At 32.8% G+C, this 14616-nt stretch carries 11 protein-coding genes; 5 read left to right on the top strand and 6 right to left on the bottom strand.

The window, feature by feature from the left end:
* Positions 1-13: 13 nt before the first annotated feature.
* Positions 14-1243 carry a 7TM diverse intracellular signaling domain-containing protein gene (locus INR76_RS11835; RefSeq protein ID WP_223108174.1) on the bottom strand — a complete coding sequence of 410 codons (1230 nt, stop codon included), beginning with the start codon at positions 1241-1243 and terminating at the stop codon, positions 14-16.
* 226 nt (positions 1244-1469) lie between these two features.
* Positions 1470-2864, bottom strand: coding sequence for a class II fumarate hydratase (fumC, locus tag INR76_RS11830; RefSeq protein ID WP_223108173.1), 1395 nt, complete (start codon positions 2862-2864; stop codon positions 1470-1472).
* Positions 2865-3032: 168 nt separating this feature from the next.
* On the opposite strand from fumC, the gene INR76_RS11825 reads away from it, so the two are divergent.
* The gene (locus INR76_RS11825) at positions 3033-3206 is read left to right on the top strand and encodes a hypothetical protein (RefSeq protein ID WP_223108172.1); all 174 of its coding nucleotides are present in this window, start codon (positions 3033-3035) and stop codon (positions 3204-3206) included.
* A gap of 74 nt (positions 3207-3280) precedes the next feature.
* On the opposite strand, the gene INR76_RS11820 is transcribed toward INR76_RS11825, so the two are convergent.
* The 4 genes from INR76_RS11820 to INR76_RS11805 form a co-directional block, all read right to left on the bottom strand.
* The gene (locus INR76_RS11820; protein ID WP_223108171.1) at positions 3281-5788 is read right to left on the bottom strand and encodes an outer membrane beta-barrel protein; all 2508 of its coding nucleotides are present in this window, start codon (positions 5786-5788) and stop codon (positions 3281-3283) included.
* 84 nt (positions 5789-5872) lie between these two features.
* A complete protein-coding gene (arsC, locus tag INR76_RS11815) occupies positions 5873-6214 on the bottom strand; it encodes an arsenate reductase (glutaredoxin) (protein WP_223108170.1) in 342 nt (113 codons plus the stop codon).
* 2 nt (positions 6215-6216) lie between these two features.
* Positions 6217-6693: a hypothetical protein gene (locus INR76_RS11810; protein WP_223108169.1), complete on the bottom strand. Its 477-nt coding sequence runs from the start codon at positions 6691-6693 to the stop codon at positions 6217-6219.
* Between the two features lie 27 nt (positions 6694-6720).
* A complete protein-coding gene (locus INR76_RS11805; protein WP_223108168.1) occupies positions 6721-7950 on the bottom strand; it encodes a geranylgeranyl reductase family protein in 1230 nt (409 codons plus the stop codon).
* A 162-nt stretch (positions 7951-8112) separates the two neighbouring features.
* Here INR76_RS11805 and INR76_RS11800 point away from each other — a divergent pair, with 162 nt between their 5' ends.
* The 4 genes from INR76_RS11800 to INR76_RS11785 are packed head-to-tail and all read left to right on the top strand — an operon-like array spanning position 8113 to position 14614.
* Complete coding sequence (locus INR76_RS11800) at positions 8113-8847, top strand: hypothetical protein (protein ID WP_223108167.1); 735 nt, start codon at positions 8113-8115, stop codon at positions 8845-8847.
* A 44-nt stretch (positions 8848-8891) separates the two neighbouring features.
* Positions 8892-11624 (top strand): carboxypeptidase-like regulatory domain-containing protein, encoded by a 2733-nt coding sequence (locus INR76_RS11795; RefSeq protein ID WP_223108166.1) that lies wholly within the window; start codon positions 8892-8894, stop codon positions 11622-11624.
* Positions 11625-11627: 3 nt separating this feature from the next.
* Positions 11628-12842, top strand: coding sequence for a DUF4249 domain-containing protein (locus INR76_RS11790; RefSeq protein ID WP_223108165.1), 1215 nt, complete (start codon positions 11628-11630; stop codon positions 12840-12842).
* 14 nt (positions 12843-12856) lie between these two features.
* Positions 12857-14614, top strand: a complete 1758-nt coding sequence (locus INR76_RS11785) for a hypothetical protein (RefSeq protein WP_223108164.1) — start codon at positions 12857-12859, stop codon at positions 14612-14614.
* Positions 14615-14616 lie beyond the last annotated feature (2 nt).

Genomic DNA, 14616 nt, shown 5'->3' with positions numbered 1-14616 from the left:
ACATTGCTCTAGATTAGTTATAAATATAATCTGGTTGGGTTTCTACCATTCGGTAATCAGATTTTACTTGTTCTCTAATTTCTAGTTTTTCGTACAGCTCATTGGTAAGCTCTTCTACGTTTGTTTCACTCATTTTAAGCTTGCGAGCTATTTTTGAGTTTTCAACACCTTCAGATATATATTGAAGAAGTTTAATTTCCAGTCCGTCTAAGTCGTGTTGCATAATCAAGTTTTCAAGATAGACGTCTTTCATTAGGTTTGTAATATTTTCTCTATTCATCATTTCTTGTTTTTTTATAAATATTCTCATTTCCGTTTGTCTTAATTCTACTTCATCTTTAATAGCATTCATTCTATAAATGATTCCGTAAGACAATAACATGGCTTCTATTAGTATTGCAACTTTCAAGTGTGTCGTTCCTGTAAATAAAAGAGTAGCGCCAAAACCTTGAAGCACAAAATAATCTATAGCAAAAAGTAAGGGTACCGAAAATGCAATTACAAAAAAGCGTGCATAGCTTTTTTTACTGAACAACATTGTACCTATAATAAAATAACTACTTAGTACTATAAACAACGCAGTATTTGATATTGAGGCTAATAAACTACTTTTTGTAATCCACGCAGAGGCCAATACAACAAAGGCAACACCTAGCAATGAAAAACTCAAAATCTTTGCTTTTGGATAGAAATCTTTCACATTTAAAAAACGATGCGCAAACAATGCTGCAATGCTTATAGATATAAAAAGGAGTGAAGCTTCAAATAACTTTGAATCAACCTGAATGTTAGCATTTAATAAGCTTAGTAGTCCATCACCATAAAATAATACAGATGTAAGAGCAAAGATGGCTCCAAAGAAATACAGAAAGAGTTTTTCTTCAAATATGAAATAGCAAACTACATTCATTAATAATACCATTAAAACAAAACCGTAAAAAATACCCTGATAAAATATCGACTGTGGATTTTCAGAATATTGATATGAAGATTTCAATATTTTTTTTGAAATAGGGCTGTAATTGACCAATGCCGGATTCAAAAAATTGTAAGAAAATTCCGAAAGCAATCGATTGTCAGTGGCAAAAGAACGTTTTGAATCGGTTAAAAATTCATCAGACTTTTGAGAAGTGAATACTGATTTTTCAGCAGTAGAATTAGCTATCACTGAAGCAGAATTCTCTTCAATAAAACTGTCTGAAATCCCTTTAATTAAAGAGTTTTCATAGTTATATTTTATCATATTTATAGATGCTTCACTTTCTTGAAATACACATAAAAGTGATATAAATAGACACAATATAAGGGGGGCAAACTGTTGTCTCATTTAAGTAGGTTTAAAATATTTGGGTAGTGAAATATACGTATTTTTTACATTTAAACTAATTTTTTTGCATTTAATCGATATTTTAACATATAAAAAAAGCTGTCTTAGTAGACAGCTTTTTAAAATTTAAGTCTGAATTTTACTATTTTTTACCTACCATATCTTCTGGTCTAACCCATTGATCAAATTCTTCGGCAGTTAAGTACCCTAAGTTTACAGCTTCTTCTTTAAGTGTTGTACCGTTTTGATGTGCGGTATTTGCAATTTCGGCAGCTTTATAGTACCCTATTTTTGTATTCAGGGCAGTCACCAACATTAATGAGTTATTTAGTTGTTTTTTGATAACTTCTGTATTCGCTTCAATACCATTTGCACAATGTTCTTCAAATGAAACACAAGCATCTCCAATTAATTCGGCAGAATGTAGCACATTTGCAGCCATAACAGGTTTAAAAACATTAAGTTCATATTGACCCTGCATACCACCAACACTTACAGCAACATCATTACCCATAACTTGTGCACATACCATAGTAAGAGCTTCACATTGGGTAGGATTTACTTTTCCAGGCATAATAGAAGATCCGGGCTCATTGGCTGGGATTATTATTTCTCCTATTCCGCAACGAGGTCCGCTAGCCAACATACGTATATCATTGGCAATCTTATTGAGCGAGACAGCTAGTTGCTTAAGAGCTCCGTGTGATTCAACTAGGGCGTCGTGTGCAGCCAAGGCCTCAAATTTATTTTCAGCTGTTATAAAAGGAAGATCTGTAAACTTTGCAATGTAACCGGCAACTTTTTCTGAATACCCGTCTGGTGTATTTAATCCTGTACCTACAGCAGTTCCGCCCAGTGCTAATTCTGATAAATGAGGTAAGGTGTTTTTTAAAGCTTTTAATCCATGTTCAAGTTGTGAAACATAACCACTGAATTCTTGACCTAGTGTTAAAGGTGTTGCGTCCATTAAATGGGTACGACCAATTTTTACGATGTCTTTAAACTCTTCAGATTTTTTCTGAAGTGTTTTATGAAGTTGCTCCACCCCCGGAATGGTAACTTCAAGTATTTTTTTATAAGCAGCAATGTGCATACCGGTAGGGAAGGTGTCATTTGAAGATTGTGATTTATTCACATCATCATTTGGTTGTAAGGTTTTATCGCCTTCACCTATTTTATTTCCTGCTATTTGGTGCGCACGATTTGCAATTACCTCATTTACATTCATATTACTTTGCGTACCGCTTCCGGTTTGCCAGATTACCAACGGAAATTGATCATCGTGTTTACCTTCTAAAATTTCATCACAAACTTGAGCAATTAAATCTCTTTTTTCTTCAGAAAGAACGCCTAGCTCACAATTTGTAAAAGCAGCGGCTTTTTTTAAATAAGCAAAACCATATACAATCTCTAGTGGCATAGAGGCTGGTTTTCCTATTTTAAAGTTGTTGCGAGAACGCTCAGTTTGGGCTCCCCATAATTTATCTGAAGGGACTTTTACTTCGCCCATGGTATCTTTTTCTATTCTATATTCCATGTTGGGTAGTTGTTTTATTTTTTTAGAAACTACGCAAAGGTACTTAAATCAGGTGCTTTACTCAAAACCAAGTCGTTAATTAAGTGTGAATAAATAGAGTCGTTTTATTGTAGATTTTGAAAAAAAGCTACTATCTTTGAACCATACAAAAAATTAACACGCTTACTCATGTTTGAATTTGATCAATACCTTGGCTTTTTAGCATTTTTAATAATATTAACCATAGGATTTTGGTTAATGATTTTTTTAGTGTCTATTCTTCCTTACTGGATAGGAGGCGCTCTATATGAAAACTGGAAATTAAAGCGTGAAGCAAAGAAAAAAGAAAGAGAAGAAGCGTAAGTTTTTTTTCTATTTAATATTATAAAAAAAGGAAGTCAAAAATGACTTCCTTTTTTTATTGCAATTTCTTGATTTTAACCTTCAAAATCGCCATCATCATCATTCATATCTTGATCTCTACGCTGGCGTTGTTTTTTCTGATTAAATCTATAGGTAAATGAAAGGTTTACGCTACGCTCACGCCATTGAAACTCACTATCACTGGTAAAAGTATCTGTAGAAGTAAAAGATCTTCTTTTTCTACTATTAAGCAGGTCACTTACATTAACACCTATTGTACCATTGTCATTAATAATATCTTTACTGAAGGCTAAGTTTATAGATAATAACCCTTCTGTTTCTGTCTGTGCATTGTTTGTAGGTCCACGATAAAATGCATTAGTCTGCCAATCAATTTTCCAAGGAAGGCTCACTTTGGCGCTACCTCTGGCAAACCAACTGTCGTTTTCTGTACCATATTCAACACCATTAAAACTTCCATCACTACTAAAGTTGAAATAATTAAAACTTCCGTTTAAACGAAGCCATTTTGCCGGATTATATAAAAGACCAAACTCAAATCCATAACGCTCATTTGTTGAAAGGTTAATAGGAATGGTTCTTACTACGTTTACCCCATTGATCACTTGGCCTGTTTGTTCTTGAATGCGCTCAAAAGAATCGGTTTCATATTGATAATAGATAGAAGTAGTAAGTGTCAACTTATCCCAACGTTTTAAGTATCCAAGATCAAAAGCACTTGCATAGGCAGGATCTAGATCTGGGTTACCTTGAAAAACATTGGTCACACTAGATCGAGAAGGAAATGGATTAATAAACCATCCGCGCGGTCTGTTAATTCTTCTGTTGTAGCCTAATGTAATGTTTTCACGTTCGGCTAATTCATAAATTAAGTTTACAGTAGGGAAAAGACCTAAGTAATTTTTATCAAAGTTTGTATCAATATCAACTCCTAAAGTTTCAGAAAAGGCATCTTCATCAAGGTTTGATTCAATTTTTCCTTTAAGCTGTGTTTGCTCTAGGCGTAAACCTAATAAGAAAGAGAATTTCCCAAACTTGTTTCCGTATTGAGTGTACACTGCGTTTACATTTTCAGTATAATCAAAAATATTTGATAGTGTATCATTTCTTACAAAAACACCATTTTCATTTTCTTGATTAAGGGTATAGTCTGTTTCTTCATTTTCAAAATTACCTCGGTATCCTGCTTCAAACTGAGCGTTCTCACCGATAGGAAGTACATAGTCGGCTTGAATTAAGTATTCCTTTTGGGTTTCTTTATTAAGGATGTCTTCTGAAGGAAAATCAAAAGATGATGGTTGAATGCGTCTTTCAGTAATAAAAGAGCGTTCTTCTTCTTTATCATTTTCATATTGAAAATCTGCAGTAAGCTTGTGGCCTTCGTCATTAAAGTTATTTACATAGTTTAATGAAAATTGGTAACTTTCATCTTTTTCTGTCTCTAGCTCTTCTCTCACAGTTGTTTCTTGAAGTGTACCGTCGCTAAATTTTCTTGCATTATTGGTTGTTAAATCTTCATCATCTCCTAACCGAAGAAAACCACTTGCTGTAATTGAAGAACGTTCGGTTAAAAAGTACTCAATACCTAAGTTTGTATTAAATCCTTGATCTTGGCGTTCATACTCTCTGTCTTCAATAACACGGTCAAAACGAGGATCTGTGGTAATTTCTTCACCAGTATCAGGATCTGTAAAAGTTGTTGGGAAATATTGGTTATTGAAAAAAGCATTACCCGGAGCATCGCGGTAGCGTAAACTAGTGGTATTAAAAATATTAAAATTATCTGTTCTCAAATTGATATTTCCTGAAACACCACTTGTTGTAGGTACACCTACGTTGGTGGTTATAGAACCATTTAATCCTAGTGTTTTTTCTTTACGTAAAATAATATTTAAAATTCCTGCGGTACCTTCTGCATCATATCTAGCTGAAGGAGAGGTAATAACTTCAACGCGTTCTATTGCTTCGGCAGGAAGCTGTCGTAAGGCATCTGTTGAACCAAAACCAGCTATTGCAGATGGTTTTCCGTTAATTAAAATACGTACGTTTTCATTTCCGCGAAGGCTAATAGCACCTTCTACATCAACATTAACCGAAGGAACATTACTTAATGCATCACTAACTGTTGCACCGCTGGTAGTAAGGTCTTTACCTATGTTATATATTTTTTTATCAAGACGTACTTGCACTTCTGTGGTTTCGGCACGTATAACTACTTCGTCTAAACTTTCTGTGTCTAGTGCCAATGATACAGTGGGTAGCGTTGTGTTTTTTCTTAAATTTTGATTGGGTACTTCTTTTGTTTCATATGAAATAAACTCATATTTAACAGTATATACTCCCGGCGGAATTTTTAATGAAAAGCTTCCTTTTGTATCTGTAATTCCTCCATTGGCAACGTTTCCTTGTGCATCGATAAAAGAAACTGTTGCGTATTCTAAAGGAACATTTGATCCTTCTTCAATAATTTTTCCGGAAACGGTAATAGTTTCTGGAGATTTGTTTTGGGCTAGTAAAATAGTACTGCATAACACTGCTAGTACAAAAGTGTATAATTTCATAGTCAGTTTTAGGGGGTTTGACTGCGAAAATACTCGTGGGTTTAGTCTGTTTTTCCTAAAATTGTGTTAAATAAATTTAAAGGATTATAATATGCTTAAAACATTCTCTGGTGGCCTGCCAATAGTAGCTTTATTATTTTTTACAACTATCGGGCGTTCAATTAGTTTTGGGTTGTCAATCATGGCATCAATAACTTCTTCTTGAGTTAACTCTTTTCCTTTAAATTGATCTTTCCAGATTTGTTCATTTTTGCGTACCAAGGCAATAGGCTCTATGGCTAAGAGTTTGATGATATCTTTTAACTCTTCTTTTGATGGAGGGTTTTCTAAGTATTTAACAATGTTTAAATCTTCATTTTTATCTTCAAGTAGTTGAAGTGTTTCTCTAGATTTTCTACATCTGGGATTATGATAAATAGTTGTCATAGTTATATGTTTAAGCTTTCCATTTCAAGAGTATAGTCGTGTTGTAAGTCTTCATGTAAAGCGTTAATACGCTTTTTAATAAGCACCTTTTGATGTTCATAAAGATTGGTCAACATTTTATTTCTATGTATGGAAGGTTTTACGTTATTTAGTTTTACACAAAAATACAAAAGCAATTCCACTTCGGTTTCTTTCTTTTTTGAATACCGAATGTACTTTTTAACCATTCGTAATATTTTCCGGATGGTTTTCTTCATATAATAATAACTAGTGGTGTTTATTTCTGAAAAACCATCGTCGATCATTTCTTTTACACTTTGAATATACAATTCTTCATCATGAGATTGAAATAATAAGTAGGTGAGGAGCTCCTTGTTTTCTTTCTTAAACTTTGCCAAATGAAGACAGAGATTTTCTAATTCTTCTGAAGAACGAAACTTTAATTCCTTTTTTAGTTGAGCAACAGTAGCTGGTTTCATAAAAAGTTAGGTATATTTTTTTTGAAATTAATTAAAAAGAAGCCGAACGTAAAAACTAGGTTTGGTAAGTTCTTTTTTTAAGTCAACATCGTCGAGCATCGACGTTAAAAGTAATTGTATCGATTTGTTTTTATTAGCTTTTTTAACAATAAAGTTGAATAGCCAAGGATATTTAAGCAGGTTTTGAAGTGATTTACTCACACTTAGCTCTTTCCACATGGCTTGATAAATTTTTTTATCATATTGAGCATTAAATTGAGCATCAAATTTATTGGTTTTAAATACATTCTTTACATGCTCAGCTGCTATTCTGCCGCTTCTTATTGCATTGCCAATACCTTCACCGGTAAAAGGATCAATGAGGTTTGCAGCATCACCAAGAAGTAGAAACCGATCTCCAGAAAGTTGTTTTTTTCTTGAACCCAAAGGAAGTCCAAACCCTTTTATACCTTCTTTTGCTACTGCATTTTTAAACCTATCCTTAAGATTAGGGTGAGATGTAATTAGTTCTGTAAATTTTTCTTTTAGGTTTATATTTTGCTTACTTATTTCACTAGAAAGCATCCCTATTCCTACATTGGCAGCATTATTTGGTAATGGAAAAATCCAAAAATAACCTGGAAGTATTTCTTTATAAAAGTGTAGCTCTATTAAATCATTGGAGGATACCTCTGCAACGTTTTCATAATATTGGCGCAATCCTGCACTATGATGTTTTTTATTTATGGTATTGTTGCTAAGTTTTCTATTTACAATCGAGTTTGCTCCATCGGCACCAATGATGATTTGTGTTTTAAAACGAGCATTGTTTGATAGTACTTCTACGTAGTTTTTATGAGGTGTTATATTGATTACTTTCTTGTTTTCAAAGAAATCGATATTGGGTAGCTTTTTTATTTCTGAAGCAAAGAAAGAATCAAAATCTAGCCGTTTCATCACATATCCTGCAGCTTGTTTTTGAGATGTTTTTTTAAACGGAATATCAAGTTTGGTATTATTGGGTGCATAAAACCGAATTCCGTTTGAAGCATACTTAGGACGAAGTTTTAAAAATGAGGAAGCAAGAGCGTCATTCATTCTGTAAAATTGATTAATAACATCTGCACTAAGCGCATCACCACAAATTTTATCACGCGGAAAGCTAGCTTGCTCCACAATGGCAATGTTTAATCCACTATTTGCTAGTTGATATGCACAAGCACAACCGGCGGGCCCGGCTCCTATGATAAGAACATCATATATTTTTGTTACAGGCATTTTTGTTGTACTTACATATGTTAAAAAAAACGCATTTTTAATGCGATTTAATTGAAAAAAACAATTGATTAACAACGATCTAGAGGTTTGTTTGCTAAATCATTAATTTTCAATTACTCAATACTTGTCTATTTAATTATAATTATTTGTAATTTAGACGCTATGAAAATAAAAAAACTTAGTTACTTATTTCTCTTTTTTATAGTAAGTTCAAGTAGTCTAGCTCAAAATTCATCAACCGAAAAAGAATCTTACACTTGGTTTGATAGTAAAGTAGGAATTGAAAACACACCACTTTACAACGGAGTAGAGTATATTGATTTTGAACAAGGAGAAAATAGCTTTAAAAAGTTTTTATTTTCTGGCGACTTTCAAAAAAGTATGATTGAGTATGAAAATCAACGCTATTTTGATATTCCGTTAAAATATGATGTATTTAATGATCAAATAATCATAAAACTTTCTACAGAACAAAAAACAACTATTCTACAGTTATTTAAAGAAAAGGTAGGTGCATTTCAAATAGGATCAAAGTCTTTTCAACATATTAAAAACCTGTCAATTAAAGATGACTCTGAAGCACTTTCAGGTTTTTATGAAGTTGTATACAATTCATCTCAAATACAACTTTTAAAAAAATACAGAAAAACACAGTTGAGAGAAATACGAAAGAGAAAACTGTATTTTAAGTATAAATTTAAAACACCCTACTATTACGTTATGTATAATCAAAACGTATATGAAGTAAAAAACCAACGTGATTTTATAAAGATATTTCCTGAATTGAAAAATATAATTCAAGAAGTTTCTGTAGATAGATCGTTGAGAAATTCAAACCCAGATGCTTATATGCTTGCTTATATAAACCAAATAAACGTACTGTTATCAAAAAAATAATTATAAGAAAAAAACATACTTTCAGCTCAATAGTTTTTTTGCTGATGTTTTTAAACATAAGTTATTCTCAAGAAGAACTACTACCGTCAATTACATTTAATAATTCCTCACTAGAAGAAGCTATTTTAAAGATTGAAAGTCAAACCGACTACCAATTTTTTTATGTAGATAGTTGGATTAACAATCAATCTGTTTCAGGAACGTATAGCAATATTTCTATTCATGAATTATTGGATACTTTATTGACCAATTCCGTTTTAAACTATTACATAACCGAAGACAAACGAATCATTCTTACTCAAAATAGCATTGTTTATAATACATTACCCGAAGGCTTTTTTCCGCAAGAGCAAGATAGTACCATTACAGTAACAACTGTAAAAAAGGAGCAATACCAACCTGTATTTTATAATCAAGAGACTTCAAAAAAATCTATTCCTATTGAAACTGTACGTATTGGTAAAGAAAGTTTGACAAATACCAATAACACCTATGTGTTAAGCGGTTATGTTACCAATATACTTACCGGAAGACCCATTGAAGATCTTGCCATTCTTGTACAAGGAAGTAATGCCGGAACCACAACAAATGAAGAAGGTTTTTATTCAATAAAGCTAAAAGCGGGGGCAAACGTATTAGAAACAAAATTAATTGGTATTGAAGATGTTCAAAAGCGTGTTATTATTTATAACAATGGTAGACTAGACATAGCCCTCAATGAAGATTACGAGTTGCTAGGAGAGGTGTTTCTAGAGAATGAAGCAGATAAGAATATTGAAGAAACCATGACTGGATCTGAAACTATTGATGTAAAAGTGATAAAAAACATTCCTTTGGTTTTGGGAGAGCGTGATATTTTAAAAGTAGCTACAACCTTACCGGGAATATCAAATACCGGAGAAGGAGCTGCCGGTTATAATGTAAGAGGCGGTAAAGCCGATCAAAACTTAATACTTTTAGATGATGCAGTGATTTATAATCCTTCGCATTTCTTCGGAATATTTTCTTCAATCAATCCTTTTACAACCGGAGATGTAACAATTTACAAAGGAAGCATTCCTGCAGAATACGGTGGTCGACTTTCTTCAGTATTTGATATTTCTACCCGAGATGCAAATGTTGAAGAGTTTGGTGGAGAAGGTTCTATTGGTCCTGTAACAGCAAATTTAACACTAGAAACGCCCATTGTAAAAGATAAATCTGCAGTGATGGTTGGTGTAAGAGCAACTTATTCAGATTGGATTTTAAACTCCTTAGATGAAGAATCTTTACAAAATAGTGAAGCATCTTTTTATGATGGAATCATCAAGTTTAATCAAAAAATTGGAGAACGTGATGAAATTAAAGCTACTGGATATTACAGCAAAGACAGGTATAGCATTACTTCAGATTCATTATTCTTATATAGTAATCGCTTAATTTCTGCTCAATGGAATCATACATTTAATGAAAATAATAAGTCTAATTTATTATTGGCAAATAGCGAATATGCATATGATATTGAATATGACGGAGCTACAAATGATGATTTTAATCTTGGGTATCGTATCAATGAAACCCAATTAAAGCTAAAGCTTACTTCAAAGCTGAATAAAAAGCATACTTTAGATTATGGCGTAAGCGGAAAACTGTATAACGTAGAACCCGGAGAATTAAAACCTACGCAAAACTCTATTGTTGATCCTATTACAATTCCGAAGGAAAAAGGGCTGGAAACGGCTGTGTTTATTTCAGATAAATTTACGGTTAATGATAAATTAGAATTCAATGCCGGTATACGTTATTCACAATTTGCAGCGTTAGGAGAGGCTTCTCAGCGCAGTTATGTAGCTGGATTACCTATTAGTGATGCCACAGTAACAGACACCTTAAACTTTAACAACAATGAGGTTATTGAAACATACGGCGGACCAGAAGCTCGTGTTTCTGCTAGATACTCTTTTAATCCGGAATTTTCTATAAAAGCTAGTTTTAATAATACCATTCAATACATTCACACACTTTCAAACAATACAACTGTTTCTCCAACCGATACCTGGAAACTTTCAGATTTAAATATTGAACCACAAAGAGCAAATCAATATGGTTTGGGGCTGTATCACAATTTTGATAATAATACATATGAGGTAAGCCTTGAAGGATATTATAAAAGGTCCAAAAACATTTTAGACTTCAAAACCGGTTCACAATTACTTCTCAATGAAAATGTAGAAACCGAATTACTTCAAGGAGAAGGAAAAGCATATGGCGCCGAACTGTTACTTAAAAAAACTAAAGGTAAACTCAACGGTTGGTTGGGCTATAGTTATTCTCGCTCCTTTTTAAAACTAGATAGTGAGTTTAAAGAAGAGCGCATTAACAACGGTGACTATTTTCCTTCAAATTATGATAAACCACACGATATAAGTGTTGTCGCCAATTATAAATTGACCAAGCGTTTTAGTGTTTCTGCAAATTTTGTCTATCAAACAGGACGACCAATTACTTACCCCGTAGGTAGTTATGTTATTAATAACTCTGAATTTGTTTTATACAGTGATAGAAATGAATACAGAATACCAGACTATTACCGTCTTGATTTAAGTATTAATTTTGAAGGAAATCACAAACTAGAAAAGTTAGCACATAGCTTTTGGAATATATCAATTTATAACGTTTTGGGAAGAAATAATCCATATTCGGTATTTTTTGTTACCAAAGATGGCGAGGTAAAAGCCTATCAAAGCTCTATATTTTCTATTCCGGTTCCAACCATAACGTATAACTTTAAATTTTAATTGATGATGAATAGTTTTAAATATAAAAATTTGAAGTTGAGTTATTTGCAAGGTTTGGCAGTGATTCTTACAACATTTCTTTTGTATGGATGTATTGAAGAAATAGATCTTGAAACTGAAAATTTTGAAAGCGCCTTGGTTATTGAAGCAACTATAACAGACCAAACTGAAACTCAATCAATATCATTAAGTAGAACCTTTCAATTTGAAGAAGACGGCCCATCACCCGAAACAAATGCTGAAGTTACTATTCTAGACGCAACCGGAACACAATACACCTTTCAAGAGTCTGACAGTCTAGGAGTTTACATTTCAACAACACCGTTTGCGGCATTGCCTAATAGAGATTATAGCCTTCAAATAACTACGTCAAATGGAAGAACTTATGAATCTTCTTCAGTACAACTTCCTCAAAGCACTTCAATTGACAACTTGTACACAGAAAAATCAACAAATAATGAAGGTGTTAAAGGCGTATCAATACTATTAGACAACTCCAATCCGCAAGGAATGGGAAGTTACTATCGTTTTGAATACGTTGAAACTTATAAAATAATCTCTCGATATTCTTCAGATTTAGATTTACAAGTAATTAGTGCAAATCCTCCACAATTTGAATTAGTCCCAAAAACCACAGAAGAAGAAATTTGTTATGTTACAAAACCATCAACTGAAATTCTATTAGCAAACACCAATACATTGTCTGAAGATCAATTGTTGAAATATCAAATACGTTTTATTGAGCGTACAGATCCGGTAATTGCTCAACGGTATAGCATACTTGCAAAACAGCAAAATATTTCGCGAGAAGCGTACACCTTTTATGAAACCTTACAAAACTTTTCAGAAACTGAAAGTCTTTTTTCACAAGTGCAACCGGGCTTTATTGAAGGGAACATATCGTCAACAACAAACGAAAACGAAAAGGTAATTGGTATTTTTAATGTAGTTACCGTTTCTTCCAAGCGAATATTTTTTAACTATTCAGATATTTTTGATCCAGAAGATGGTTCTCCGGGGTTGTTTCTAGGTGACAATTGCAGATTAAACAGTCCAGATCCTAGAGCGCTTGTACCTTTAATTCAGAACAATACTGCAAAGTTTGTGAGAGAAGGTACTGTTGAGGGTGATACCGGTCCTTATACAGTTGCTCCTAGAATTTGTGTTGATTGTACTGTTTTTGGTGAAAATGTACCTCCTGAATTTTGGGAAGAATAATTTAAAATTTATAAATGAACAAAATAGTTTTATATACGTTACTAGCATTAATATTAAGTTATAATGTGACTGCACAAACCAGCAGGTCATCTTTTACTTCGGGAAATCAAGCCCTTGATGTATCTCCGGTTCCTGCTGAAAATACTTATGTACACGTTAATGCTTCACTATACTTTGTTGGAGAATATTTATACTATAAAACGTATGTTGTGAACACTCTCACGCAAAAATTAAGTGACTATAGTAAAATTGGCTATATAGAATTGGTAAATGAAAATAAGGAAACGGTAATTAAACAAAAAGTAAAACTAACTTCAGGTACTGGACAAGGAGATATTTTTATCCCTACAACAATACCTTCGGGAAATTATAAGCTTATTTCTTATACTTTAAATATGCTTACAAAAGCTTCTAATAATTACTTTCAACAAGATATAAGTATTGTAAATCCATACCGAGGAAATCAAAACGCAATTTTAGAAACAGAAAAAAATACTACAACCGCTCTAAAACCTTCCAAAACCTATAAACAAGATACAAATGAGCATTTTTCCTTAAACCTTGATAAAGAACAGTATTCAAAACGTAGTCGAGTTTCTCTTACTGTATCTTCGTTACAAAAAAATGTAAGTAACGGAAACTACTCAATATCTGTAAAAAAAATAGATACTATTTCACATCCCAAATTACTTCGTGCCAACGAATTTGCTTCAGAAATTAATGAAGTAAATAGTAAAAAAGCATCGCAAATGATTCTTCCGGAGTTACGAGGTGAACTAATAAAAGGTTCTATATCAACTAATAGTCCTTCGGCACAAGTAGCCAATCAAAAGGTTGCCTTATCCATTCCCGGAGATACTTTTATATTTAAAATTGCTCAAGTAGATGCTAACGGAAATTTTTACTTCAACATTGATAAAACCTACACAAATAATGAAGCTGCGTTGCAAGTAATAGACGATGTTAATAATGTATTTACCATTCATGTTGATACTGAAGTGGCGATTGATTATTCAGAGTTACGTTTTAATCAATTTTTCATTACTCCAGCAATGAAACAAATGATAATCAAGCGTAGTGTTTACAATCAAATTGAAAACGGTTATTACGGCGTAAAACCCGATACTATTAAAACAGTTCAAGCAGATACTTCAATCTATAAAAAACGTAGTACAACTTATACCTTGGATAACTATACACGTTTTCCCACTATGGAAGAAACGATGGTTGAAATTGTAAACAATGCTTGGGTAGCCAATCAAAATAGCAAAAAAGTTTTTAAAGTAAGAGAAAAGGAAAACAGCACACCATCAAATCAACCTCCTTTATTAATTGTAGATGGTTTTTTTGTTCAAAACCATGAGACACTTATTAACTATAAGGCTACAAAAGTTGCATCCATAAGTGTTTTTAGAGATAAATACTATTATGGTGCACAAACCTTTCAAGGAGTAATTTTGGTTGAAACTATTGAAGGTGATTTTTATGATACAATGATTCAAAACGGAATTAAAAAAATTGATTTATTACCCGTTCAACCCAAAAAACAATATTTTGTTCAAACCTATTCAGAAGATTCAAAAAACACTTCAAGAATACCCGATTACAGAAGGCAGTTGTTGTGGCAGCCTGATATACGTCTAGACGCTACTTTACCTAAAGAAATTGAATTTTATACTTCAGATGTTTCAGGAAATTATTTAATTAGCATAGAGGGTTTTACCAGTGAAGGAAAGCCTGTTTCGGTACAAAAAACGTTTGTAGTTAATTAAGT

The organism is Marixanthomonas sp. SCSIO 43207, from assembly GCF_019904255.1.
GTDB lineage: Bacteria > Bacteroidota > Bacteroidia > Flavobacteriales > Flavobacteriaceae > Marixanthomonas.
Note: the sequence above shows the minus strand (reverse complement) of the source record. Positions and strands in the feature narration are given on the sequence as shown.